This is a genomic window from Alistipes onderdonkii, from assembly GCF_025145285.1.
Taxonomy (GTDB): Bacteria; Bacteroidota; Bacteroidia; order Bacteroidales; family Rikenellaceae; genus Alistipes; species Alistipes onderdonkii.
Genome location: NZ_CP102251.1, coordinates 246,290 through 271,233 on the forward strand (window position 1 = coordinate 246,290; position 24,944 = coordinate 271,233).

Here is a 24,944-nt window from a genome sequence, read left to right on the forward strand (position 1 = left end):
GCCCCGGACAATCATTACCTTTGCCGTCGAATTTCTAAGGGGTGCTCGCAGTGCGCGGGCTGAGATTATACCCATTGAACCGGACACGGGTAATGCCGAGACCGGGACGCATAATCAACATTACATACCCCTTTTCAGTTCTCTAACTTTAAAAAGTTTAAACATGAAAAGGTTTTTACTACCCATTGCGGCCGCCGTCATAGGCACCGCCGCACATGCCCAGGCCGTGGAGGCCGGGCAGGAAGACTCGCTGCGCATGTACCGGTTGCAGGAGATCGAAGTCACCGCCACACGCGCCGACGCGGCCACGCCCGTGGCCTACACGGACATCGCGCGCGACGAGATCGCCCGCAACAGCTTTGGATTCGACATCCCGTCGGTACTGGCGCTGACCCCCTCGATGGTCGCCACCAACGAAACCGGCATCGGCATCGGCGCCACCTCGGTACGGCTGCGCGGCACGGACGCCACGCGCTTGAATGTGACGATCAACGGCGTTTCGATGAACAACCCCGACTCGCACTCGATGTACTGGTACGACACGCCCGACCTGATCTCGTCGGTAGGGACGGTGCAGGTGCAGCGCGGAGCAGGCATCTCGACCAATGGCACGGGTGCCTTCGGCGGCGCGGTGAACATGACCACCGAGGCACTCCCGACCGATTTCAACGGCTCGGCATCGCTCTCCTACGGATCGTACAACACCAACAAGCAGGCCGTGCAGGTTTCATCGGGCCTCATGGGCGGCCACTGGGCCGTGGATGCACGCCTGACCCATATCGGCTCGGACGGCTACATCGACCGCGGGGCCACGGATCTCAAATCCTACATGTTCCAGGGTGCCTATTACAACGGCAATACGATGCTGAAACTGGTTTCGTTCGGCGGCAAGGCCAAGACCTACCTCACCTATAACGGCGTCACGAAGGAGGACATGAAGCGCTACGGACGCCGGTACCACGACAGCGGGCAGTACGTCACCTCGGACGGCCCCTTCGTGCTGGCCGACGGCACGCACGTCGACTACTACGACGACCAGACGGACAACTACCTGCAGATCAACAACCAGCTGATCCTCAACCACCGTATCAACGACCGCTGGGTGATGAACGCCACGGCGTTCTACACGTACGGATACGGCTATTACAGGCAGTACAAGGACGACGCATGGCTGGCGGGCTACACCAACCTGCAGAGCGACATCGAACAGGCCGACCTGATCCGCGAAAAGATCATGCGCAACCACCTGGGAGGCATCAACGCCTCGGCCGCCTACTCGGTACGCAACCTCGACCTCACGTTCGGCGGTTCGTGGAGCTATTACTCCTGTCCCCACTGGGGCACGCTGGACTGGGTGGACGGCCTGAAGAAAAGCGACATCCGGGGGCGCTGGTACGACAACGACGTCGACAAACAAGACGCCAACGTCTTCGTGCGCGCCAACTGGACAGTCGCCCGGGGGTTGCGCCTGTTCGCCGACATGCAATACCGCTATGTGCATTACCAGGCGTGGGGCGTCAACGACAACTACAACTGGGACACCTCCGCGATGCAGCCTATCGACGTAGATAAGAAATACCATTTCTTCAACCCGCGCGCGGGCATTCATTACACGCTCGCCGACCGCCACAACTTCTACGCATCGTTCGCCGTCGCACAGAAGGAGCCTACGCGCAGCGACTTCACCGACCGTTATATGTTCTCCGGCGACAACTCGTATCCCTCGTCCGAGAAACTCTACGACTATGAACTTGGCTACCGGTACGACACGCCGAAATTCAGCGCAGGCGTAAACCTCTACTACATGAAATACAAGGATCAGCTGGTCGCCACGGGCATGGTCAACGACGGCGACGATGCCCTGAACACGAACGTGGAGGACAGCTACCGCCGGGGCATCGAACTTTCGGCGCAATGGAAAGCCACGGGCTGGTTCACGCTCAGCGGGCACGCCACGTTCAGCCGGAACAGGATCGAGGATTACGTCGACGCCCTCAAGGACAGCCCCACCTTCGGACAGAACCTGGGCGACATGACCATCTCCTACTCGCCCGACGTAATCGCCGGGGTGCTCTTCGACTTCCACTGCAAGGGCTTCGAGGCTGTATTCCACACGCAGTATGTCGGCAAGCAGTATTTCACGAACAACGAAATCGACGCCCTGTCGCTCGACAGCTATTGCACGACCAACCTCAACCTGGGCTATACGCTCCGCACGAAAGCCGCCCGCAGCGTCCGCTTCGGGCTCATGGTCTACAACCTCTTCGATTCGGAGTACTGCGGCAACGGGTACGGCTATTCCTACATGGACGACGGCAAGCGTACGGACGTCGCACTCTACTTCCCGCAGGCCCCGCTGAACGTGCTGGCCAACGTGACGGTGAAATTCTGAGAACAGATGGACTGGAAACTCGTACTGCAAATCGCCGGGGTCGTGCTGGGGCTGCTCTACCTGTGGCTGGAATACCGGGCCGACATCCGCCTGTGGGTCGTCGGGCTCATCATGCCGCTGGTGCACGGTGCACTCTACTACAAGGCGGGGCTGTATGCCGACTGCTCGATGCAGGCCTACTACGTACTGGCCGGCCTTTACGGGTGGATCGTATGGCATAACGCACCGCGAAGGAAAGCAGCGGCCGACCGGATCGGGCATACGCCCCTGCGCCAGGCTGCGGGGCTGATTGCCGTCTACGCCGCAGCGCATACGGGCATCTACTTCCTGCTCGTGGGATTCACCAACAGCACCGTGCCGTTCTGGGACGCGATGACCACGGCCGGAAGCATCGTGGCGATGTGGATGCTCTCGCGCAAGTACGTCGAGCAATGGCTCGTATGGCTGGCCGTAGACCTGGTAACGGTGGGGCTGTACCTCTACAAGGGCATCCCGCTGACGGCAGGCCTGTACGCCCTCTACTCGGCGCTGGCAGTCGCGGGTTATCTTCGCTGGAAAGCAAAAATGCGCGCATAGCAATCCGGCCTCAAAACGACGGAAGGCCGTCCCCTGCTGCGGGGACGGCCTTCGTTTTCGAGTATCCGGGCCGCTGTGCCGGATGCCTATTTCACATCGGTGAGGTAGACATTGCGGAACTCCAGGGTACCGCCTTCGCTCTGGAGCGCAATGTAGCCCGTGCGATCCGTACCCGAACATTCGTTCTGCAACATGCCGTTGATATAGACGGTCATCCGGTCGCCCTGGCAGACGATCTCGGCCTCGTTCCACTCGCCTGCCGGCTTTTCGCAGCCGGCAGCGCCGATCCGAGCCTTTACCGGGAATTTCCCCACCGGTTCGATCCCGGCGGCCCTTGCACCCCCGAGCAACACCAGGTCGCCCGCACGCCCTGCCATGAGCTGGCATTCGATCCCTTGGGGCCAGACCTTGTCGCCCTCCTGCACGCGCTGGAAAATGCCGCTGTTCGTAGCTTCGCCGATCCAGCGCCACTCGGCGTGGAGCCTGTAATCGCCGTACTGCCGCGCGGTACGCATGTAGCCGAACGGCTGCCCCGCGATACGGATATTGCCGTCCCGGACGGTGAATACCTCCCCGGCAGGCACGTCGCCCAGGCTGTCGACGACGCATACCCAACCCGCAAGGTCTTTGCCATTGAAAAGTTCGGTTCGGGCATTTCCGCCGCATGAACCCAAAGCCAGCGCACAAACCAGCGCTGCGAAAAGAAATCGGATATTCATAGTTTATCGAGTTATTTGATCGGACAATCTCAGGGCCGGGGCAGGATTCCCGCACAGCGGCTATTCGGGCAGGCCGTGTTCCCCGACATAGGCCAGTATCTCCTCGCACAGGGACTTGGGCGTAACGTTCTGCCGCAGCACGAGCAGGTAGGAATTGCGGATCTGCGCCCGGATAAAGGCATCGGGCAGGTCGCCCGTCGTGCGGATGTCGTTCCAGTGCTTTTTGCTCGAATGCCACGCAGGCGTGACGTCGGGATACTCCTCGCGCAGGGAAACCGCCTCGTCGGGGTCGCACTTCACGGCGACCCGCCCGAAATTCTCCATATCGGCATAGGCATACATCTTCCCGCCGACCTTATAGACCAGCGTAGTTTCGTCGAAGGGCGTACATTCCTCGGTCAGGGGCAGCGACAGGCAGTAGTCGCGAAAAGCCAGGACATCCATAGCAAACTGATTTTCGGGTAAAGATATGAAATTTTTGGCACACGGATTGCGTCCCTGCCATAAGTAAAACCAAAATCAAGGAAACGATGAAAAAAATTCTCCTCTGTGTATCCCTGCTCTCGATGTTCGCAGCAGGCTTCGTAGGCTGCTCGCAAAAGCGGGAGTGGAACCACGAACAACGCAAGGCCATGCGCGAAGCGCTGCGCAGCTACCGCCAGATGGTTTACCTCGACGACCTGACCGACGCCGAGTTCGTACTCTTCACCGACCAGGTGGCCGGGGAGCTGGAAGGCACCTATCCCGTCTACGCGACCTTCGTGGAGATGCCGGGCGTAACCGACACGGTCGACATGGTGGTCGTCACGACCATCGTGGACGAACTGAACGCCGACGCACGCAACATGCGGCATATCTTCCCCTACAACTACCTCGTAGCGCAGGGCGTGCTTCCCGCAGGCCTCGACCACGACCAGCAGAAGGCTTTTTACAACTGCTTCGCCGGGAAGGTGAACGACACCTACGACACGATGTCGCAATTCTTCAACGCCATCCTGGCCGATACGACCGACATGTCGCAGCTGCGCCAGTTGCAGGGACAGTGCGCCAACGACCTTTTCGAATGGGTGATTACCGAAGTCGATGTCATCGAGAGCGTCAACTGACGCATCGCACGACCAAACGCAGCCGGGCGGGATTTTTTGAAAAAATCCCGCCCGGTTATCTTTACCCCGCCACTCCGGCGGCGTAACAAGCGCTACACCTCCGGCACCGTACACGAACACGACGTCTCGGGGCGTTTGTCGTAAAATTCCTTGGACACCACGATCCGGATCGCCTTGTGGAGGATTGAGAATTCGAGCGGCGTTTCGCCCAGCAGCTCCCCGTCCACCTCGACCGATATTTCGGGCGACGACTCGATGCGGATACGGCTGCCGCGCTCCTGGAGGATATGCCGGATACGGTATATGCCGCCGTTGAACAGGTAGTGGAACCGGAACAGCAGGTGCCAGAAATGCACCGGCCGGATGAGCGACACGTCGAGCATGCCGTCGTCGGCCACAGCCTCGGGAAGCTGCTGCATACCGCCGCCGTTATACTTGCAGATACCGATGGCGATGCTTAGCAGCAGGTTGTTGTAGACCAGCCGGTCATCGACCCACACCTTCATTCCGGTAGATTTATAACGAAAGAATTGCCTGACCAGACACCATGTGTAGATCCAGCGGTTCTTGCGCCCCTTCTTCTTGAGGTGCGAGAACTTGCGCACCACATGGGCGTCGAAACCCGCACCCGCGACGTTGGCCATGTAACGGCTCTGGCGGTAGTGCGACTCCTCGTAAGAGACCACGCCCACGTCCTGCAGGAACGAATACCCTTCGCTGATCGCCTTCACGGCATCCTGGTAGCGGTTCGAAATACCGAACGTGCGCACCCAGTCGTTGCCCGTACCGACGGCGACCACCGCAAGCAGTACCTCGTCGGGGCAGACCTTCTGCTGGATGAACAGCCCGTTGACCACCTCGTGCAGGGTGCCGTCGCCCCCGACGACGATGATATGCCGATACCCCTCGTTGACGGCCGTCACGGTAAGTTCCGTGGCGTGGAACTTATGTTCCGTGAAGACCGGTTCGCAGAGTATCTGCGCATCGCGCAGGTAGCGCGATATCTGCGGGAAATGGTCAAGCCCGCGGCCGCCTCCGGCCACGGGATTGACGATGACGAACCATTTGACCTTTCCGGCTTCCAAAACACGCTACTTTTTGGGGATGTTGCGCAGCGTGTCGACCATGAACTCGTAGAACTTGCCGACCGATGCGATCTCCACCTTCTCGTCGGGCGAGTGCGGGTAACAGATCGTGGGGCCGAACGAGATCATGTCCATCTTGGGGTATTTGCTGCCGATGATGCCGCACTCCAGCCCGGCGTGAATCGCCGTCACGGCGGGTTGCTTGCCATAAAGGGCTTTGTACGAAGCGGTCATGGCCTTCAGGATCGGCGAATCCATGTCGGGGTTCCATCCGTCGTAGCTGCCCGAAAGCTGCACCTTGGCGCCGGCCAGTGAGAACACGGCGGCAATGGCCTCGCCCAGCGCGGCCTTTTCGGTGTTGACCGAACTGCGCAGCAGGCATTGCAATTTGACCGTCTTTCCGTCGGACACCACGCGTGCGAGGTTGCTCGAAGTCTGCACCAGCCCCGGCATGGCCATCGACATCTTCTGCACGCCGTCGGGGCAGCCGACCACAGCCTTCGTAAGTTTCTCAGCCACCTCGCGGGCAACCATCTCCGCAGGGGCTTCGCACTCCCTTATCTTGACCGACACGGCATCCTCGATGCCCGCGTATTCGGCCTTGACGACCTTCTCATACGCCTTCAGCTCCTTGGCGAATGCCTCGTACTCTTTCGTTTTGACCATCACCACAGCCTCGGCCTCGCGGGGGATGGCATTACGCAGGCCGCCGCCGTCCACCGAACACAGCAACACGTCGTGCGGCGCCGAAGCGGCGTTCAGGAAGCGGAACAGCACCTTGTTGGCATTGGCACGCTGGCATCCGATCTGGATGCCCGAGTGCCCGCCCTTGAGCCCCTTGACCGTGATCTTCGCAGCGGTATAATTCCGCACGGGCGTCTTCTCCGCCGCATATTTGAAGGTGACGTTGGCATCGAGCCCGCCGGCGCAGCCCACATACAGCTCGCCTTCGGTCTCCGAATCGAGGTTCAGCAGGATATCGCCGCGGAGCAGGCCTTTTTTCAACCCGAAGGCACCGTCCATACCGGTCTCCTCGGTTGCGGTAAACAAGGCTTCGAGGGGGCCGTGCACCAGCGTGTCGTCCTCCAGCACGGCAAGGATCGCCGCGGCGCCGATGCCGTTGTCGGCCCCGAGCGTCGTACCGTCGGCCGTGACCCATTCGCCGTCGATGTAGGCGTCGATGGGGTCTTTGGTGAAGTCGAACTTCTTATCGTTGTTCTTCTGGGGCACCATGTCGAGGTGCGCCTGCAGGATGACGCCCTTGCGGTCTTCCATCCCTTTCGAGGCAGGCTTGCGGACATAGACGTTGTGCGCAGCGTCCTCCTTGCATTCCAGTCCCCGGGACTTGGCGAAATCCATGACGTACTTGCGGATCTTCTCCTCGTGCGACGAGGGGCGCGGGATGCGGACGATCTGAGCAAAATGTTTCCAGACGAGCGCCGGCTTGAGCGCAGACAGGTTCTTGTCCATAATTATTCGGTTTTTGAGTTTGATTGTTCAGGTTCTTTCCGGGTATCCCCGGCATATTTGTCGAATGCGTCGACGATGTATTTGACCAGTTGGTGGCGCACGATGTCGCGTTTGTCGAACTCCACGATGCCGATTCCCTCGACACCGCGCAGGATCTCCATCGAGCGGGTCAGCCCGCTGTCGCTTTTCTTCGGCAGGTCGATCTGCGTCACGTCGCCCGTGACGATGAACCTGGCGTTGCGCCCCATGCGCGTGAGGAACATCTTGATCTGCGACAGGGTCGTATTCTGCGCCTCGTCGAGGATGACGAACGCATTGTCGAGCGTACGGCCGCGCATGTAGGCCAGCGGCGCGATCTGTACCGTCCCCTCTTCGAGGTATTTCGCCAGCTTGGCCGGCGGGATCATGTCGTTCAGCGCATCGTAGAGGGGTTGCAGGTAGGGGTCGAGCTTCTCCTTCATGTCACCCGGCAGGAACCCGAGTTTCTCGCCCGCCTCGACCGCCGGACGCGTGAGGATGATACGCCGCACCTCCTTCTCCTTCAACGCGCGCACGGCCAGCGCGATGGCCGTATAGGTCTTGCCCGACCCGGCGGGCCCGACGGCGAACAGCAGGTCGTTGCGCCCGTAGAGCGACACCAGCTTCTGCTGGTTGACCGTGCGGGCACGGATGATATTGCCGTTGTTGCCGTAGACGATGACGTCCTTGTCAGCCGGGGCTTCCTGTCCGGCGATACCGCCTGCAAAAGCCTGCGCGATGACTTCGGACGAGATGTGCCCGTATTTGAGGTAATAGGCCACCAGCCCCTCCATATGCCGGCCGAACCGTTGGGTTTCGGCCTCCGAGCCCAGCACTTTGAGCGACGAACCGCGCGCTACGATCCTGAGTTGGGGGTGGAGCGCTTTGATCTGGTCGAGGTAGGTATTCCGGGGGCCGTAGAGCTCCCGGGGGTCGACACCCTCGATGGCGATCTCTTTTCCGACAGCTTCGGTCATAGGCTAAAACAGGTAACCGACGCTGAGGGCGACGTTATACGAACGGAGCTTGTCGAGGCGGCTGCCGTCGGGCAGCACCACGTCCTCCTTGCCTTTGAACTGGCCGTTGTAGCGCAGGTCGATGAGCATGTGACCCAGCAATTTGACGCCTGCACCCACCGTATAGGACATCGTGGGACGTACGCGGCCGAAATCCAGCAGGTCGCCGCCCGACTTCTGTTTACAGTCGTTCATCACGGTGAACACCGGGCCCGCATAGAAACGGAACGGCCTGAGCAGGCGCAGCGACACGAGCACCGGGACGTCGATCGAGTTCGACTTGAGGTTGATCTCCTTCGCCCCTTCGGGTTTGATGCGGAGCCCCTGGCGCACGTAAAGGATCTGCGGCTCGATGGCGAAGGCGCCCAGGTTGACTGCCGTGACGATACCGGCCTGCCAGCCCAGTTTATTCTTGACATCGGTCTTCGACATGTTGGTCGTATAGTCGGGGATGTTGATACCGCCGATCACACCCCACTCGACCCGCGTGCGGGGGCGCTGCGCAAGGGCCGGCCATATGCAGGCCGCCAGCAACAGGGTCATTGCAATTTTACGAATCATTGAGCAACTGTTTATTTGATTTTCAATTTGATACTTGCCCAGAGCATATAGCCCACGCAGAGGGCGACGAACAGCATCCCCAGGTGGGGGTTCCCCGTCCAGCGGATAATCGCCCCACATACGGGCCCCGAGACGGCCCCGGCGGCAATGGCCATAATCATCAGCCCCGCAACCCCGTTGGCCTGTTCGGGCACGGCTTTGGTCGCCACGGCATAGAAGGTGGCGAAAACGCAGGCCATGGCGAAGCCCATCAGCCCGACGGCCGCATAAATCGCAGCTTCGTTGCGTACGAAAAGCAGCACCACGCAGAGCACCAGCGCCCCGACCATATTCCAGCTCAGGTATTTCACGTCCGAAAGGCGCACCAGCACCCAGGCTCCGACCAGCGTACCGACGATGCGGCAGGCATAGAACCCCGTAGTGGTGAGGATCGAATCGGGGTTGTCGATCAGCCGTACCGAGAGGAATCCGATCCCGACGTCCCCGGCGATGAAACACGCCACGCCCAGCGTACATAACAGGACTGCCCTGTTCCTCAGCAGCCGGAAACAATCGGACATCCCCGCCGCATGCCCGCTGCGTTCGGGTTCGGCCACGGTGGTAAATTGCAGCCAGATGCCGCCCAGCACGGTGAGCCCGGCATAGATCGGCAGCAGCAGACGCCACGAACCCGTGAGCGCCACGAGCGCCGTGACGATCGGAGCCAGCAGCAACAGCGAGGTGTTGCGGAAAATCTGCCCCACGGTCAGGTAGCTCGTCATCCGCTCGCCCGGCACGATGGTCGCCAGCAGGGGGTTGATCGCCACCTGGAGCGCCGTATTGCCGATACCGAGCAGCCCGAAGCCGGCGAAGTACCAGCCCAGTGCGCAGCCCTCGCCCGCGAGGAAGGGCACCAACAGCCCGGCGATCGTGAATGCATAGCCGATCATCGACATGGCCTTGCGGCCGATGCGGTTCATCAGTGCCGCCAAGGGGGTCGACAGCACGAGGAACCAGAGGAACACCATCGTAGGCAGGAAACTCACGGCCGCCTGCTGCGATGCGGGAAATTCGGTGGCGATACGCCCCGAGATCGGAGCCACGATATCGCAGAACCCCATGATAAAGAAGCCCATAAGCACGGGCCAGAGAACACGTTTATCTACTTTGTCGACACGCATCGGCGACGATTTTTTATCCATACGATTTTTCAAAGTTACGTTTTTTTTGACAAATTCCCTGCTCTTGGCCCCCATTATTTCACAATTCGGCATCATTGCGATCAGACAGCCACATTCCGCCGGACAAAAAATGTGCAAGACACGCGGCATCGCGGGGGGGGGCAGCGATTGCCGGCGCAAATATTCCCGAGCCTCGCCGGGGTATACCTGCGGCAAACTGTCGAAAGTCAATCAGACACGACGATGCCGCAACGAACATGCAAAAATTTTTGGCGCAAAGGCAAATATTATTATATTGTATTTACAAAGAAGAAAATTAAAAAAAGTAATCGTCGCATGAAGCAGACACAAAAATATGCGCGAAGAGCGGTATTAGGCCTCTCCATCGCCCTGTTTATCTTATATTTCGTTTTGACATCTGTGCCTGAATTCGACACCGAAGAAAATAAAATTTACTTCAAGATATTTTATATTGTCCCATTTGTGTTGTTGGTCATTTACTCAATCTTAAAAAATGAAACAAAATGAAACAGATGCGGTTTTACACCGGTTTGTCTATTAAATATATGTAGTCGCATTTTCCTCCCGTACTTCTGAAGCAGAAACGACGTCGGGTATATCACAAGCTTTAGGAAGAAACGGAAAATACCGAACGCAACATAGGCAGACTAATCGGCGGCAGGGCAAAACGCACCGTCGTTTGGATTTTACCGCGGATTTTCATATATTTGTATAAATACATCAATCCGACCATATGTTCCTATTCGCACATATAGACTCCATAACGTTGCCGCTCGAAGACCCGATCCTGAAATTCCTGCTGATCCTGGTCATCATTCTGGCAGCACCGTTGTTACTGAACAAACTCAAAATCCCCTATTTGCTGGGGCTCATCATCGCAGGTGCGGTGATCGGCCCCCACGGCCTAAACCTGGTTCTGCGCGACAGCAGCATCATCCTCTCGGGAACGGCCGGCCTCCTGTACATCATGTTCCTGTCGGGGCTGGACATGGACATGTCCGATTTCAAGAAAAACAGCTGGCGCAGCCTCATCTTCGGGCTCTACACCTTCTGCGTGCCGCTCGGGCTCGGCATCCTGGCCGGGTATTACATCCTGGGCTTCCCGATTTACTCCTCGATCCTGCTGGCCGGGCTCTTCGCCTCGCAAACCCTCATCGCCTACCCCATCGTCAGCAAACTCGGCATCTCGCGCGACAAGGCCGTCACGATCGCAGTCGGCGGCACGGTCATCACCGACACGCTCGCCCTGCTGCTGCTCACGGTCATCGTCGGGATGGCCACGGGCAATGTCGACGAAACATTCTGGTGGAGGCTCAGCGCCTCGGTACTGCTCTCGATCGGCATCATCCTGTTCCTGTTCCCGCTGCTGGCGCACTGGTTTTTCAAACATTGCAGCGACAGCGTATCGCAGTATATCTTCGTGCTGGCGATGGTATTCCTGGGAGCCTATCTCGCGCACATGGCCGGGCTGGAGCCGATCATCGGTGCATTCCTCTCGGGGTTGGCCCTCAACCGCCAGATCCCCCGCACCTCGCCCCTGATGAACCGGATCGAATTCGTGGGAAACGCCATCTTCATCCCCTTCTTCCTGATCGGCGTGGGCATGCTCATCGACTACCGGGCGTTCTTCCGCGACTGGGAAAGCATCGAAGTGGCGATGGTGATGATCGCCCTGATTACGCTCGCGAAATTCCTCGCGGCCTATTTCACACAAAAGACCTTCCGGCTCTCGAACGACCAGCGTACGGTGATCTTCGGGCTGAGCAGCGCCCATGTGGCGGCGACGCTCGCGGCCGTCATGGTCGGCTACAACGTCATACTCGGGCATACGGCGGACGGCGAACCAATCCGCCTGCTGAGCGAAAGCGTCCTGAACGGCACGATCCTGATGATCCTCGCCACCTGCACCGTCTCGACCTTCGCCACGCAACGGGGCGCACACAACATCGCAATGCGCAATGCGCAGGACGACGACAAGGAGCCGCAGGAGGAAGACCATATCCTGATCCCGCTCGCCAACGAGCAGACCGCCTACGAACTGGTCTGCCTGAGCATGACGCTCAAAAAGGCCAAGGAGCGGAACGGGCTCTATGCGCTGAACGCCATCGACAACAAGGTCGAAGACCCCAACCTCGAAAAACAGGGGCGCAAACTGCTCGACATGGCGGCGCAGGCGGCGGCATCGGCCGACAATTACATGCAGCAACTGCTCCGCTACGACGTGAACATCGCCAACGCCATCGTCAGCGTGGTCAAGGAGCGCAATATCTCCGACATCGTGATGGGTATGCACCACGACCGTACGCCGGGTGGGTCGGGCATCGGCAGGATGGCCGCCGACCTGCTGGGCTACAGCAACGTCACCACGTTCTTCTACCACCCCGAACAACCGCTCACCACCGTCAAGCGGCACCTGGTCATCGTGCCCGAAAAAGCCGAGAAAGAGGCCGGGTTCCAGCTCTGGATGCAGAAATTACGCAACCTGGCCGAGAATTCGAGTGCCAGGATCGTCTTCTACGCCCCGGCCAGCACGATGCAATACCTGCGGCCTTCGCGCGGGAAACGCTCGTCGAAAGCCGAATACGTGGTTTCCGACTGCTGGAACGACCTGACGGCGCTGACCTATGAAACCAAACGCGACGATTGCCTGTGGGTGGTGATGAGCCGCCGCGACCGGCTCTCCTACCACCCCGCCATGAGCAAGGTGCCGGGGTATATGGAGCAGTTCTTCGCCGGGCACAGTTTCGTGCTGGTCTATCCCGTACAGGCGGGCGATACGGACAACCGCTATCTGTAACGTACGCCCGGGCAACCGGTGCGGGGAGTTTCCCGTTTCCGGATTTTATACTACCTTTACGGGTGACGGATGCGCCCCGGAAAAACCCGGACAGGTTTGGTTTTGCGGCCGCCTTGTATTATCTTTGCATCAGAAAAAAGAAATAGAGTATGAGTCTCGTAGCAATCGTGGGCCGTCCGAATGTCGGCAAAAGCACCCTCTTCAACCGTCTGGTCGGCCAGCGAAAGGCCATCGTCGATGCCACGGCCGGAACCACCCGCGACCGCCATTACGGTAAGACCGACTGGAACGGCCGGGAATTTTCCGTGATAGACACGGGCGGCTACACCGTCAACTCGGAAGATATCTTCGAGGACGAAATCCGCCGCCAGGTATTGCTGGCGATCGACGAAGCCGACGTAATCCTCTTCCTGGTCGAAGTCAAGACCGGCATCACCGACCTCGACATGCTGATGGCCGACCTCCTGCGCCGCACATCGAAAAAGGTGATCCTCGTCTGCAACAAGGTCGATAACAACGACCAGATATACTCTTCGCACGAGTTCTATGCCCTGGGGCTGGGCGACCCCTACTGCATCAGTTCGATGAGCGGCAGCGGCACGGGCGACCTGATGGATGCCATCCTCGCGGCGCTGCCCGCCGAGGCCCTGGTCGAAGAGGAGGAGAACCTGCCGCACATCACCATCGTGGGCCGTCCCAACGTCGGCAAATCGTCGATGACCAACGCCCTGCTGGGCGAAGAACGCAATATCGTGACCTCGATCGCCGGCACCACACGCGACTCGATCCACACCCGCTACAACAAATTCGGGATGGACTTCTACCTTGTGGACACGGCAGGCATGCGCAAGAAGGGCAAGGCGATGGAAGACCTCGAATTTTACTCGGTGATGCGTTCGATCCGCGCCATCGAAAATTCCGACGTCTGCATCCTGATGCTCGACGCACAGCAGGGGCTCGAATCGCAAGACCTCAACATCCACAACCTGATCGTCCGCAACCGCAAGGGTTGCGTGATCGTGGTCAACAAATGGGATCTGGTCGAGAAGGACAACAATACGATGAAAGAGTGGACGGAGTTCCTGAAGAAGAAACTCGCACCGTTCAACGACATTCCGATCATCTTCACCTCGGTTCTGAGCAAACAACGCATTTTCGACGTACTCCAGACGGCCATCCGGGTCTACGAGTCGCGCAAACGCCGCATCTCGACCTCGGCGCTCAACGATTTCCTGCTGCCGCTGATCGAAAATTACCCGCCGCCCGCGACCAAGGGCAAATACATCAAGATCAAATATGTAACCCAGTTGCCGACGCCGACGCCGCAGTTCGCGTTCTTCGTCAACCTGCCGCAGTACATCAAGGAACCTTACCGCCGCTTCCTCGAAAACAACATCCGCGACCACTGGGATTTCTCCGGGGTACCGATGCAAATTTACTTCCGGCAGAAATAAGGACGGGCTGCGGCATCGTCAGGTTTTGTCGCCGGAGAAATCCCGCTTTAATATTCCCCCTAAATCCCCCTTTGACAAAGGGGGACTTTTACAAACCGGGGTACCGATGCAAATCTACTTTCGGCAGAAATAAGGACGGCTGCGGCATCGTCAGGTCTTGTTACCGGAGAAATCCCGCTCTAACATTCCCCCTAAGTCCCCCTTTGCAAAGGGGGACTTTTCTTATACCGGGGTGCCGATGCAAATCTACTTCCGGCAGAAATAAGGACAGCTGCGGCATCGCCCAGTCTTGTCGCCGGAGAAATCCCGCTTTAACATTCCCCCTAAATCCCCCTTTGACAAAGGGGGACTTTTACAAACCGGAGTGCCGATGCAAATCTACTTCCGGCAGAAATAAGGAGGAGAATACCTGCCCTGCCATTCGCACAAAACAAAAAAAGGGGCGACACTGCATATGTCGTCCCTTTTTGCCCCCGTCACGCCTCCCGCTACCGCACCAATAGCTTACGCGCCGTATCGGAGAGCAGCACCACGGCACCGGCAAGGATCGCAATATCCTTTATCACCAGCCGCCCGGCGCCCGAGAGCAACGGGAACCCGTATTCCCCGCTGCCCAGATCCGGCACCCAGACTTCGGGCGTAGTCACCAGGAACGACAGCGTGCCGAGCGTCATAATCACGGCCAGCAGCTCCCCGGCCAGGCCGATGCGGGCCGAGAAGAACCCGAGGAAGGTCAGGATGCCGATTCCCATGATCAGCACCCCCAGCCCGTGGGAAAAGCCATAGGTGTTGTTCTTTTCATGCCACGCATGCTTTGCAGCGTCGTATTCGCCCTCCTTGAGTTTATAATCCCTGTACTCGGGTGCTTTTTCGTTGTAGAGGAAACTCATGAAGGGACTGTTCGCCACGAAGGGCACGATGCCTTCGGCTTCGTAATTCCGGAATTTAAGTCCGCCGATCCAGACAAAAATGATAAGGATAGCCACCCGGATCATCCCCAGGCCGAGCCGTTGCGCGTTGGCCGCAATTTTCAGAAAGCCGTAAAACAGGCAGGAAAGTCTTTGCATCATATTCGTTTTTCGTTAATTGTCCGATGATGCAAAGGTCTGTATTCAGGATCGCACACGCGATGGCAGGAATGCCGGAAATGTTGGGAATTATTCCCTTTTTTCGCGCTGCCGGAACCCGGTGATGCTCTCGCCGTTCATTTTGGCGAAGAAACGGCTGAAAGCCGCGGTATCCTCATAGCCCAGCAGGTAAGCGATCTCCTTGGCGCTTTTCGGGGTATAGAGCAGCAGGCGGCGCGCCTCGGCATTGACCCGGTCGTGGATGATGTTCAGCGGCGAGGGCTGCCCGCACGAGGCGAAGAGGTTGGCGAGCGTCTTGGGCGACCGGTGGAGCAGTCCGGCATAGTCCTGCACCCGTTTCTTCGTCCGAAAATGCTCGTCGACCAGCACATAGTAGCGGCGCACCGTGTCGAAGAGTTTTTCACGGTCGGCACCGACGGAGAAATGCTCGCGCGCGATGCGCGTACATATGATAATAAACCGTTTGAGCTGCATGCGGAGCATCTCTTCGCGCAGACCGTCAACTACCCCGTATTCGGCCCGCAGGTCGTCGACCACCCGTTGCAGGGCGGCCGTGCGCATTTCGGAGAGTTCGAGCCGCAGCACTTCGGAACTGCCGTTGAAAAGCAGCCCGCTGCACGACACCTCGCCGTCATGACCGAAAATGCAGTAGAAATTGCTGTCGAAAGCAAGGATCAGGTATTCGCCCTCGGCGCGCGTCACGTCGAGGGTATGGAGCGGCGTCAGGGGCAGCAGCATCCCAGCCCGGAGCTCCATGGGAATATGGTCGACTTCGAGCCAAAGGCATCCACGCCTTACCCAGACGAATTTATAGAGCCCGGGGCTGCGATGCAGCGCGGCATCGCGGTAGTCGCTGCACAGGACGAGGTTGCCTTTCAGGGGCGTGCTGAATGTCAGATCCATGGTTCGGAGATTTAGGTTCGGGGAAACAATCGCAAGCGGTGTTTCAAAGATAATGCACAAAAATAAAAACACCCGCATTTCGGGCCGAAAAATCGCATCCGCCTTCGGAGGCAGTCAAGGTACGGTTTTCGGCCTGTATAACTTCAGGTTATACCATCATCAGAATTACCGATTTGCAAATCCGTGAAACATAACTTACATTTATAAAAAATTCTAACCCGCATAATAAGAAAACCCCATGGACAAAAAGAAACAGCTTACCGCTGAGAACGGCCGGCCGATCGCCGACAACCAGAACATCCAGACCGCAGGCGTCCGCGGCCCCGTGACGCTGCAAGACCCGTGGTTCCTCGAGAAACTCGCGCATTTCGACCGCGAAGTAATCCCCGAACGGCGTATGCATGCCAAAGGCTCGGGCGCATTCGGCACCTTTACGGTGACGCAGGACATCACCGAATACACGCGTGCGTCGATCTTCGCCCGGGTCGGCAAGAAAACCGAATGCTTCGTGCGTTTCTCGACCGTCGCCGGCGAGCGCGGCGCAGCCGATGCCGAGCGCGACATCCGCGGTTTCGCCATGAAGTTCTACACCGACGCGGGCAACTGGGATCTCGTGGGCAACAACACTCCCGTGTTCTTCCTGCGCGACCCGCTGAAATTCCCCGACCTGAACCATGCCGTGAAGCGCGACCCGCGCACCAACCTGCGTTCGGCCAACAACAACTGGGATTTCTGGACGCTGCTGCCCGAAGCGCTGCACCAGGTGACGATCACCATGTCACCGCGGGGCATTCCGGCATCGTACCGCCACATGCACGGATTCGGCAGCCACACATACAGTTTCTATGACAAGGACAACAAGCGCACGTGGGTGAAGTTCCACCTCACGACCCAGCAGGGGATCAGGAACCTGACGGACGCCGAGGCCGAAGCCCTTGTGGGCAAAGACCGCGAGTCGCACCAGAGGGATCTCTACGAGTCCATCGAACGCGGCGATTTCCCGCGCTGGACGATGTACGTGCAGCTGATGACCGAGGAAGAGGCGCGCAACTACAAGCTCAACCCGTTCGACCTGACGAAGGTGTGGTACCACAAGGATTTCCCGCTGCACGAGGTGGGCGTGCTGGAATTGAACCGCAACCCCGAGAATTACTATGCCGATGTCGAGCAAGCGGCGTTCAACCCGATGAACATCGTCGAAGGCATCGGCTTCTCGCCCGACAAGATGTTGCAGGGGCGCCTGTTCTCCTACGGCGACGCACAGCGCTACCGCCTGGGCGTGAACCACACGGAAATCCCCGTGAACAGGCCCCGCTGCCCGATCCACGCCTTCCACCGCGACGGGCAGATGCGCACCGACGGCAACTACGGATCGGCAAAGGGTTACGAACCCAACAGCTACGGCGAATGGCAGGACACCCCCGCCCTCAAAGAGCCGTCCCTGGCCGTGAACGGCGACGTTTACAACTACGACGAGCGCGAACTGGACAGCGACTATTTCACGCAGCCCGGCCTGCTGTGGCGCGTGATGTCGGCAGAAGACCAGAAAGCCACCTGCGAGAATACGGCGCGCGCCATGGGCGATGCCGAACTGTTCATCAAGCAGCGCCACACGCGCCACTGCTACTATGCCGACCCGGCATACGGCAAGGGAGTGGCCGAGGCGCTGGGCATCTCGCTCGAAGAGGCCCTCAGGGCCGAAGACCCGGCGCATCCTTCGTGGGATCCGCGTAAATGACCGGCGGAATTCCGCGCAGGCAATCCGCGCAGCCCGCTCCGGCAAACCGGTTCGCACCCCACCGCCGGCCACGGCAGGCCGATGCCTGAAAACGGCAGGCGGAAAAACCGCCGGACAATAACGGCAAGGCCGGGCTTTCAGAAAGCCCGGCCTTGCATTTTACCCATGCAGGGGTATTTACGGCTGCTGCCGGTTAGGGAAACCTTCAGCCCGGCAACCAGCGTGCCGTCTCTCCCTGTGTATCCCGCACGGACTACTCCCGGGGCACACTACCGCCCGGCTGCGGGGTTTCGCCGCCTTGGGGCTTATCGCCGCGGCGACGGTTCCTGCCCCCGCGATGGCGGTGTTTGCGGTCACGCGTCCCACGATTGCCTTCGCCGCGCCCGGAGGCGTGGTCGTTATCGGCAGGTGCCGCCTGAGGGACTGCGATCCCGGGATTTTCGGCAGCCGCCGCACCCCGTTCCCGGTCGTTGCGGCGTTCGCGCCCTGCGCGTTCGCCCTTGTCTGCGCGTCCGCGCCCACGGCTTCCGCCGTTCGAACCGCCGCGGCCACGGCCTCCGCCACGGCCACCGCGCCCACGGCCGTTATTGACGGCAGGATTGTATACGGGGCCCGCGCCCACGCTGGCCGGCAATTCGGCCTTGCGGATATCCCTCTCGATGAACTTCTCGATCGCATGGAACTTGCCCTGCTCGTCCTCGCTGACGAACGTCACGGCGCTGCCCGTAGCCGCGGCGCGCGCCGTACGGCCGATACGGTGAATATAATCCTCGGGGTCGTGCGGCACGTCGTAATTGATGACCAGCCCGATATCCTCGATGTCGATGCCGCGCGCCACGATATCCGTAGCCACCAGGATCGACACCTTGTTGTTCTTGAAGTCGAGCATCACCTCCTCGCGCTGCGCCTGTTCCAGGTCGGAATGCATGGCGGCCACATTGAGTTTCATGCGCTTGAGCGTGTGCGCCAGCTCCTTGACCTTGAGCTTCGACGACGAGAAGATGATCGTCTTCGAATCGGTCGGCTCGGCGAACATCTCGCGGATGATGCCCAGCTTCTGGTTCTCGTAGCAGACATAGGCCGACTGGTCGATCGCCTCGTTGGGTTTCGAAATGGCGATGTTCACCTCGGCGGGATTGCGCAGGATCGTCCTGGCCATCTCGCGTATCTTCGGGGGCAGCGTCGCCGAGAACATGATCGTCTGCCGATCCTTGGGCATATAGGAGACGATCTTCATGATGTCCTCGCTGAAACCCATGTCGAGCATACGGTCGGCCTCGTCGAGGATCAGGCACTCGACGTGCGAAAGGTCGATGCCGCTGTTCTGGATGTGCGAGATCATGCGCCCGGGGGTGGCGATCACCACGTCCGAACCCATCAGCATACCGCGCTTCTGCACATCCCAGCCCTTGCCGTCACCACCGCCGTATACGACCGTGGTCGACACGGGCAGGTAGTACGAAAATCCCTGGAACTGCTGGTCGATCTGCTGCGCCAGTTCACGCGTCGGCACGATGATCACCGATTTTATCACATTGTCTTCGTTCCCTTCGATCAACAGCCTGTTGAGCAGCGGCAGCGTATAGGCCGCCGTCTTGCCGGTTCCGGTCTGGGCGCAACCGATGATGTCGCGGCCCTCCAGGATCACCGGGATGGTGTGTTCCTGGACAGGAGTCATCTCCTGAAAATTCATATCGTCAAGTCCGTCGAGGATCTCATCCTCCAGGTCAAGTTCGTCAAATCGCATCTTACGTTTCAGTTTATTATATCCTTAAATGATTTCTTCTCCGAACAGCGTCGCCGGGGTGCACCCCGTAATACGCACACGCACATAGTCGCCGACGTCGTGCCGGCCGCGGTCGAAGACCACGACCTTGTTCTGCGACGTGCGGCCCGAAAGCTGCTTTTCGTCGCGCTTCGAACGCCCCTCGACCAGCACTTCGAACTCGCGCCCCACGTCGCGCAGGTTGCTCGCATGCCCCAGTTCGTTTTGCAGGGCGATGATCTCCGAAAGCCGCCGCGACTTCACCTCGTCGGGCACGTCGTCCGGCAGGTGCTCGTGCGCGAAAGTCCCAGGACGCTCCGAGTATTTGAACATGTAGGCGAACTCGTACCCCACCTCGCGCATGAGCGAAAGCGTCGCTTCGTGCTCCTGCTCGGTCTCGCCCGAGAAGCCGGCGATCAGGTCGGTCGTGATGGCGCAATCGGGCAGGTAACGGCGGATGGCGGCGATACGGCCGAGATACCATTCGCGGGTGTACTTGCGGTTCATACGCCCGAGCATCGACGAGGCGCCCGATTGTGCGGGCAGGTGGATCGAGCGGCAGATGTTGGGCATCGAGGCCATGACCTCCAGCAGGCGGTCGCTCATGTCCTTGGGGTGCGACGTGGCGAAGCGCACGCGCAGCGACGGCGAAACCGACGCCACGAGGCGCATCAGTTCGGGGAAGTCCACCTCGCCGGCCTTGTACGAATTGACGTTCTGCCCCAGCAACGTCACTTCGCGGTATCCGTTCTCGAAGAGCGAGCGGGCCTCCGCGACGATCGTTTGCGGGTCGCGGCTCCGTTCGCGGCCGCGGGTGTAGGGCACCACACAGTAGGAACAGAAATTATTGCATCCGCGCATGATGGCCACATAGGCGCTCACGCCGTTGCGGTCGAGCCGCACGGGGGCGATCTCGGCATAGGTCTCCTCCGTGGAGAGCAGGACGTTCACGCCCTTGCCGCCCGCTTCGGCCTCGCGCACCAGACGCGGCAGGTCGCGGTAGGCATCCGGCCCGGCCACGACGTCGACGCCGTAAGGGCCCTCGACCAATTTCTCCTTGAGGCGTTCGGCCATGCAGCCGATGATGCCCACGACGAGCCCCGGTTTGGCCCGGCGGTAGCGTTTCATCTCGGCCAGGCGCCCCCAGATACGCTGCTCGGCATTGTCGCGGATCGAGCAGGTGTTGATCAGGATGACATCGGCCAGGCCGATATCCTCGGTGTAGACGTATCCCTCCCGCTGCATCAGGGCAACCACGACTTCCGTGTCGCCGACATTCATCTGGCAGCCGTAGGTTTCGACGAAAAGTTTGCGTCCGGCGCCCGACAGGGGGCGCAATGTATTCGTATTGAGTTTAAATTCCACGTTCCAAATTTCCGTTATTCCGCATGTATCTCGTTCTTGTCGGGGAACTGTTTGAACCCTTCGCCGAACGTCTCGTAGGCATCGGTCACGACTACGAACGCCGCCGGGTCGATCTCTTTGATCTTATGTTGCACGAGGTGCACCTCCTTGCGGCTCACGACCAGGAAGATCATGTCCCGCGAAGCGTCCGTATACATCCCCTTCGACTTGATGTAGGTCGCACTGCGGTCGAGGTCTTCGATGATGAAGCGTTTGAGCGCCTGATGGTGGTCGCTGATGATGAAGAGCAGCTTGTCGTACGACGCACCGTTGAGCAGGTAGGCGATCACACGCGAGGTGATATAAATCGTGATGAGCGAATAGAGCGTCAGCATCCAGCCGTTCGAAGCGGCTTCGCCCGTCCCCAGCCCGAAGCCGATGACGGCCAGGCCGGACAGCACGACGAAACCGTCGGCCAGGAAGATGCCCGACGAGAACTTGATGCCCGCGAATTTCTGCAACAGCATCGCCACGATGTCGGTGCCGCCCGTGGTCGCCTGCTGGCGCACGACGATGCCCTGCCCCACGCCGATGACGACGGCGCCGATGACGCACGTCAGCAGCAAGTCGTTCGACAGGTCGAGCCGCCCGTTCAGCAGCAGCGACGGATCGAGGCTCTCGACCGCCGCGGCGTCGGGATAGACCAGCCGCGTGAGCACGTTCATGAAGCCGGGCGTATAAAGCGCAGCCAGCACCGTACGCGTTCCGAACTGCCCGCCGAAAACCAGCATCGCAACGAGCATCAGCGGCACGTCGAACATATAGCCGAACGTACCCACCTGGATCGACGGAAAAATGTTGTGCAGCACGATACCCATACCGTACACGCCTCCCGGCACGAAATTGTAAGGGTTCACAAACAGCACGAAGCCGGCACCCATGACCGAACACCCGAAAAAGATCAGGAACCACGAGCGCCACCACGCCCACGAGCCCATAGGTTCCAGTAATGCTTTCGTATTCATACCCTGTTATACATTTAAAGTATGCAAAGATACGATATTCCCCCGAATCCGCCAGCAGAACGGCGCGGATTTTTCACGCCGGGCTTCCGTTTCCGGATTTTTTAATTATATTTGCATTATACAAACCCTTGGAAAACCGTTATGATCCTCACATATTACACCGCTACCACCATGATTATCATCGCCTATCTGCTGGGCTCGATTCCGAGCGCCGTGTGGATCGGCAAGAAATATTACGGCATCGACATCCGCGAATACGGCAGCAAGAACGCCGGTACGACCAACATGCTGCGCGTGCTGGGCAGGCGGGCCGCACTGCCCGTATTCGGGCTCGATTTCCTGAAGGGGTTCGTGGCGGTGACGATCATCGACCTGATGAAATACGACAGCGTATTCGCCGACGGGGCCAATGAAAACTGGTTCTACATCCTGCGTTTCATAGCCGTGTTCGCCGCCGTGGTGGGACACATCTTCCCGATCTTCGCCAATTTCCGGGGCGGCAAGGGCGTAGCGACGCTCGTCGGAGCCATCATGGGCGTCAACGCCCCGCTCGTACTGCTCTGCTTCGGCGTATGGTTCCTGGTGCTGATGGTCACCCACTACGTGTCGCTGGCCTCGATGGTCGCAGGCTGTTCCTTCCCGATCTTTACGCTCATATCGCCGAAGGTCAACCACCTGGTGCCGTTCGTGGTTTTTTCGTTCATCATCGCCATCCTGCTGATTTACACCCACCGCAAGAACATCGAGCGGCTGAAGGCCGGCACCGAATCGAAGATATACATCTGGAAACCCCGGCATGTAAAAGTCGACCCGGAAGAAGCCAAAGACAAGGGAGCAAACAAATAAGGCTCCGGAAGCTTCCCCACAGGACTTTTTGGAGCAAAAAGTAAGCACAATAGGATAAAAAATGCGGGCACCCTGCTGGAAAATCGTTTTTTTGTCTATCTTTGCACCGGACATTAGGACGCAATCATGTTAGAGGAAAACCTGATAAAAATATACGAGACGAGTTTCCGCGAGAACCGTGAAATGCCGGCACTGACCGACTATTTCAAGGGCGAAACATTCTCGTATTACGAGATGGCCAAGGAGATCGCCAAGCTGCACCTCCTGTTCAAAAAGGCCGGCGTAAAGAAGGGCGACAAGATAGCGCTGATCGGGCGCAACAATCCCCGGTGGTGCATCACCTACATCGCCACGATCTCCTACGGCGCCGTAATCGTCCCGATATTGCAGGATTTCGCCCCGGCCGACATCATCCACATCATCAACCACTCGGAAAGCAAGCTGCTCTTTCTGGGCGACAACTTCTGGGACATCATCGAAGAAGACCAGATACGCCAGATCGAGGCCGTGTTTTCGCTCACCGATTTCCACGCCATCTACGAACGCAACGGCAAGGCGCTCACCAAGTTCCAGCGCGATATCCTGAAAAACTACCGTTCGAAATATCCGCGCGGGTTCAGCGTAAACGACATCAAGTACCCCGAGATCCCCAACGACGAGGTCATCCTGCTCAACTACACGTCGGGCACCACGGGCTATTCGAAGGGAGTGATGCTCACGGTGAACAACCTCACGGGCAACGTAAGTTTCGCCCGCGGCATGGTCAACACGCAGACCGGCACCCACTATTTCCGCAAGGGCGGACGCACGCTGTCGTTCCTGCCGCTGGCCCACGCCTACGGCTGCGCGTTCGATTTCCTTTCGCCGCTGGCCGTCGGCGGGCACATCACCCTGCTGGGTAAAATCCCGTCGCCCAAGATCCTGCTGGAAGCCATGTCCGTGGTCAAGCCGACGATCATCTGCTGCGTACCGATGATCCTCGAAAAGGTCTACCGCAAGCAGGTGATGCCGATGCTCGAAAAAGGCCCCATGTCGATCGCCGTCAAGATTCCGCTGCTCAACACGGCCATCTACTCGGTGATCCGGAAAAAACTGCTGGATGCCTTCGGCGGCAACGTCGACATATTCATCGTCGGCGGCGCCCCGATGAATCAGGAGACCGAATCGTTCCTGATGAAGATCAAGTTCCCGATCACCATCGGTTACGGCATGACCGAATGCGCGCCGCTCATCAGTTTCACGCCCGACAACGAATTCAAGGCGGGCTCCTGCGGCCGCTACCTGAAAGGTCTGCTCGACGTCCGGATCGACTCCCCCGACCCGGAACACGTGGCCGGCGAAATCGTCGTGCGCGGCGAGCATGTGATGAAAGGCTACTACAAGAACGAAAAAGATACGGAGAAGGTACTCGAACCCGACGGCTGGCTCCACACGGGCGACATGGGCACGATGGATCCGGACGGAACGCTCTACATCCGCGGACGCTCGAAGACGATGATCCTCTCCGGAAGCGGGCAGAACATCTATCCCGAGGAGATCGAGGACAAGCTCAACAACATGTACCTCGTACTCGAATCCCTGATACTCGACTCGGGCAACGGCAAGCTCAAGGCGATGGTCGTCCCCGACTACGAACAGGCCGAGGCGGAAGGCGTGGACAAGAACGACCTGCCGCAGATCATGCAGAACAACCTCACGGAACTGAACTCGCTCCTGGCGGCATACGAACGGGTGTCGGAAATAATAATTTATCCGACGGAGTTCGAAAAGACACCAAAACGGAGTATCAAACGTTATTTATACAGTCCGTCGCTACTGAACAAATAAAAAAACATACACATAAAGGCTCAGCAGGTAACC

21 protein-coding genes are annotated in these 24,944 nt (G+C 59.0%); 9 read left to right on the top strand and 12 right to left on the bottom strand.

Annotation, left to right across the window (positions count from 1 at the left end; all coding sequences use genetic code 11):
- Positions 1-163: 163 nt before the first annotated feature.
- The gene (locus tag NQ559_RS01085) at positions 164-2,392 is read left to right on the top strand and encodes a TonB-dependent receptor (RefSeq protein WP_018695342.1); all 2,229 of its coding nucleotides are present in this window, start codon (positions 164-166) and stop codon (positions 2,390-2,392) included.
- 6 nt (positions 2,393-2,398) lie between these two features.
- The gene (gene pnuC / locus NQ559_RS01090) at positions 2,399-2,968 is read left to right on the top strand and encodes a nicotinamide riboside transporter PnuC (protein WP_018695341.1); all 570 of its coding nucleotides are present in this window, start codon (positions 2,399-2,401) and stop codon (positions 2,966-2,968) included.
- An 86-nt stretch (positions 2,969-3,054) separates the two neighbouring features.
- Here pnuC and NQ559_RS01095 read toward each other — a convergent pair whose 3' ends face one another.
- Complete coding sequence (locus NQ559_RS01095; protein ID WP_018695340.1) at positions 3,055-3,687, bottom strand: 3-keto-disaccharide hydrolase; 633 nt, start codon at positions 3,685-3,687, stop codon at positions 3,055-3,057.
- Positions 3,688-3,747: 60 nt separating this feature from the next.
- Positions 3,748-4,131 carry an MmcQ/YjbR family DNA-binding protein gene (locus tag NQ559_RS01100; RefSeq protein ID WP_018695339.1) on the bottom strand — a complete coding sequence of 128 codons (384 nt, stop codon included), beginning with the start codon at positions 4,129-4,131 and terminating at the stop codon, positions 3,748-3,750.
- Between the two features lie 86 nt (positions 4,132-4,217).
- Between NQ559_RS01100 and NQ559_RS01105 the strand changes: the two genes are divergently transcribed.
- The gene (locus NQ559_RS01105; protein ID WP_022333446.1) at positions 4,218-4,793 is read left to right on the top strand and encodes a hypothetical protein; all 576 of its coding nucleotides are present in this window, start codon (positions 4,218-4,220) and stop codon (positions 4,791-4,793) included.
- 92 nt (positions 4,794-4,885) lie between these two features.
- Here NQ559_RS01105 and NQ559_RS01110 read toward each other — a convergent pair whose 3' ends face one another.
- Genes NQ559_RS01110 through NQ559_RS01130 form a run of 5 tightly spaced genes read right to left on the bottom strand, consistent with a single transcriptional unit; the run spans position 4,886 to position 10,124 of the window.
- A complete protein-coding gene (locus NQ559_RS01110) occupies positions 4,886-5,878 on the bottom strand; it encodes a diacylglycerol/lipid kinase family protein (RefSeq protein ID WP_018695337.1) in 993 nt (330 codons plus the stop codon).
- Positions 5,879-5,884: 6 nt separating this feature from the next.
- Positions 5,885-7,348, bottom strand: coding sequence for an aminoacyl-histidine dipeptidase (locus NQ559_RS01115; RefSeq protein WP_018695336.1), 1,464 nt, complete (start codon positions 7,346-7,348; stop codon positions 5,885-5,887).
- Positions 7,349-7,350: 2 nt separating this feature from the next.
- Positions 7,351-8,343: a PhoH family protein gene (locus NQ559_RS01120; RefSeq protein ID WP_018695335.1), complete on the bottom strand. Its 993-nt coding sequence runs from the start codon at positions 8,341-8,343 to the stop codon at positions 7,351-7,353.
- Between the two features lie 3 nt (positions 8,344-8,346).
- Complete coding sequence (locus tag NQ559_RS01125; RefSeq protein WP_026318266.1) at positions 8,347-8,943, bottom strand: porin family protein; 597 nt, start codon at positions 8,941-8,943, stop codon at positions 8,347-8,349.
- A gap of 11 nt (positions 8,944-8,954) precedes the next feature.
- The gene (locus NQ559_RS01130; RefSeq protein ID WP_018695333.1) at positions 8,955-10,124 is read right to left on the bottom strand and encodes an MFS transporter; all 1,170 of its coding nucleotides are present in this window, start codon (positions 10,122-10,124) and stop codon (positions 8,955-8,957) included.
- 111 nt (positions 10,125-10,235) lie between these two features.
- Here NQ559_RS01130 and NQ559_RS01135 point away from each other — a divergent pair, with 111 nt between their 5' ends.
- The 3 genes from NQ559_RS01135 to der all read left to right on the top strand — a co-directional run bounded on the left by NQ559_RS01135 (position 10,236) and on the right by der (position 14,375).
- Positions 10,236-10,631, top strand: coding sequence for a hypothetical protein (locus NQ559_RS01135; protein WP_154654000.1), 396 nt, complete (start codon positions 10,236-10,238; stop codon positions 10,629-10,631).
- 226 nt (positions 10,632-10,857) lie between these two features.
- Positions 10,858-12,921 (top strand): cation:proton antiporter, encoded by a 2,064-nt coding sequence (locus tag NQ559_RS01140; RefSeq protein ID WP_026318265.1) that lies wholly within the window; start codon positions 10,858-10,860, stop codon positions 12,919-12,921.
- 149 nt (positions 12,922-13,070) lie between these two features.
- Positions 13,071-14,375, top strand: a complete 1,305-nt coding sequence (der, locus tag NQ559_RS01145) for a ribosome biogenesis GTPase Der (protein ID WP_018695330.1) — start codon at positions 13,071-13,073, stop codon at positions 14,373-14,375.
- A 488-nt stretch (positions 14,376-14,863) separates the two neighbouring features.
- Here the strand turns inward: der and NQ559_RS01150 are convergent, their stop codons facing one another.
- A complete protein-coding gene (locus NQ559_RS01150) occupies positions 14,864-15,445 on the bottom strand; it encodes a DUF417 family protein (RefSeq protein WP_018695329.1) in 582 nt (193 codons plus the stop codon).
- An 87-nt stretch (positions 15,446-15,532) separates the two neighbouring features.
- On the bottom strand, positions 15,533-16,366 hold the full coding sequence (locus NQ559_RS01155) for a helix-turn-helix domain-containing protein (RefSeq protein WP_018695328.1): 834 nt from the start codon (positions 16,364-16,366) through the stop codon (positions 15,533-15,535).
- Positions 16,367-16,604: 238 nt separating this feature from the next.
- On the opposite strand from NQ559_RS01155, the gene NQ559_RS01160 reads away from it, so the two are divergent.
- Positions 16,605-18,104 (top strand): catalase, encoded by a 1,500-nt coding sequence (locus tag NQ559_RS01160; protein WP_018695327.1) that lies wholly within the window; start codon positions 16,605-16,607, stop codon positions 18,102-18,104.
- Between the two features lie 253 nt (positions 18,105-18,357).
- Here NQ559_RS01160 and NQ559_RS01165 read toward each other — a convergent pair whose 3' ends face one another.
- From NQ559_RS01165 to NQ559_RS01175, 3 genes are read right to left on the bottom strand one after another with little or no spacing between them, the layout of a single operon-like run.
- Positions 18,358-19,851, bottom strand: coding sequence for a DEAD/DEAH box helicase (locus NQ559_RS01165; protein ID WP_018695326.1), 1,494 nt, complete (start codon positions 19,849-19,851; stop codon positions 18,358-18,360).
- 24 nt (positions 19,852-19,875) lie between these two features.
- The gene (gene miaB / locus NQ559_RS01170; protein ID WP_372444978.1) at positions 19,876-21,252 is read right to left on the bottom strand and encodes a tRNA (N6-isopentenyl adenosine(37)-C2)-methylthiotransferase MiaB; all 1,377 of its coding nucleotides are present in this window, start codon (positions 21,250-21,252) and stop codon (positions 19,876-19,878) included.
- Positions 21,249-22,238 (bottom strand): YitT family protein, encoded by a 990-nt coding sequence (locus NQ559_RS01175; RefSeq protein WP_018695324.1) that lies wholly within the window; start codon positions 22,236-22,238, stop codon positions 21,249-21,251. The genes miaB and NQ559_RS01175 overlap by 4 nt, the downstream gene beginning before the upstream one ends.
- Before the next feature lie 141 nt (positions 22,239-22,379).
- Between NQ559_RS01175 and plsY the strand changes: the two genes are divergently transcribed.
- Together plsY and NQ559_RS01185 are read left to right on the top strand one after the other, a co-directional pair.
- Positions 22,380-23,084: a glycerol-3-phosphate 1-O-acyltransferase PlsY gene (gene plsY, locus NQ559_RS01180; RefSeq protein ID WP_018695323.1), complete on the top strand. Its 705-nt coding sequence runs from the start codon at positions 22,380-22,382 to the stop codon at positions 23,082-23,084.
- Between the two features lie 126 nt (positions 23,085-23,210).
- Positions 23,211-24,911 (top strand): AMP-binding protein, encoded by a 1,701-nt coding sequence (locus NQ559_RS01185; protein ID WP_018695322.1) that lies wholly within the window; start codon positions 23,211-23,213, stop codon positions 24,909-24,911.
- The last annotated feature ends 33 nt before the right edge of the window (positions 24,912-24,944 follow it).

Bases quoted from the DNA above. Each gene is read 5' to 3' on its own strand.
- NQ559_RS01105 (WP_022333446.1), top strand. From the start codon at position 4,218: ATGAAAAAAATTCTCCTCTGTGTATCCCTGCTCTCGATGTTCGCAGCA.
- NQ559_RS01125 (WP_026318266.1), bottom strand. From the start codon at position 8,943: ATGATTCGTAAAATTGCAATGACCCTGTTGCTGGCGGCCTGCATATGG.
- pnuC (WP_018695341.1), top strand. From the start codon at position 2,399: ATGGACTGGAAACTCGTACTGCAAATCGCCGGGGTCGTGCTGGGGCTG.
- NQ559_RS01165 (WP_018695326.1), bottom strand. From the start codon at position 19,851: ATGCGATTTGACGAACTTGACCTGGAGGATGAGATCCTCGACGGACTT.
- NQ559_RS01095 (WP_018695340.1), bottom strand. From the start codon at position 3,687: ATGAATATCCGATTTCTTTTCGCAGCGCTGGTTTGTGCGCTGGCTTTG.
- NQ559_RS01150 (WP_018695329.1), bottom strand. From the start codon at position 15,445: ATGATGCAAAGACTTTCCTGCCTGTTTTACGGCTTTCTGAAAATTGCG.
- der (WP_018695330.1), top strand. From the start codon at position 13,071: ATGAGTCTCGTAGCAATCGTGGGCCGTCCGAATGTCGGCAAAAGCACC.
- NQ559_RS01185 (WP_018695322.1), top strand. From the start codon at position 23,211: ATGTTAGAGGAAAACCTGATAAAAATATACGAGACGAGTTTCCGCGAG.
- NQ559_RS01155 (WP_018695328.1), bottom strand. From the start codon at position 16,366: ATGGATCTGACATTCAGCACGCCCCTGAAAGGCAACCTCGTCCTGTGC.
- NQ559_RS01100 (WP_018695339.1), bottom strand. From the start codon at position 4,131: ATGGATGTCCTGGCTTTTCGCGACTACTGCCTGTCGCTGCCCCTGACC.
- NQ559_RS01130 (WP_018695333.1), bottom strand. From the start codon at position 10,124: ATGGATAAAAAATCGTCGCCGATGCGTGTCGACAAAGTAGATAAACGT.
- NQ559_RS01115 (WP_018695336.1), bottom strand. From the start codon at position 7,348: ATGGACAAGAACCTGTCTGCGCTCAAGCCGGCGCTCGTCTGGAAACAT.
- NQ559_RS01140 (WP_026318265.1), top strand. From the start codon at position 10,858: ATGTTCCTATTCGCACATATAGACTCCATAACGTTGCCGCTCGAAGAC.
- NQ559_RS01175 (WP_018695324.1), bottom strand. From the start codon at position 22,238: ATGAATACGAAAGCATTACTGGAACCTATGGGCTCGTGGGCGTGGTGG.
- NQ559_RS01085 (WP_018695342.1), top strand. From the start codon at position 164: ATGAAAAGGTTTTTACTACCCATTGCGGCCGCCGTCATAGGCACCGCC.
- NQ559_RS01120 (WP_018695335.1), bottom strand. From the start codon at position 8,343: ATGACCGAAGCTGTCGGAAAAGAGATCGCCATCGAGGGTGTCGACCCC.
- NQ559_RS01160 (WP_018695327.1), top strand. From the start codon at position 16,605: ATGGACAAAAAGAAACAGCTTACCGCTGAGAACGGCCGGCCGATCGCC.
- plsY (WP_018695323.1), top strand. From the start codon at position 22,380: ATGATCCTCACATATTACACCGCTACCACCATGATTATCATCGCCTAT.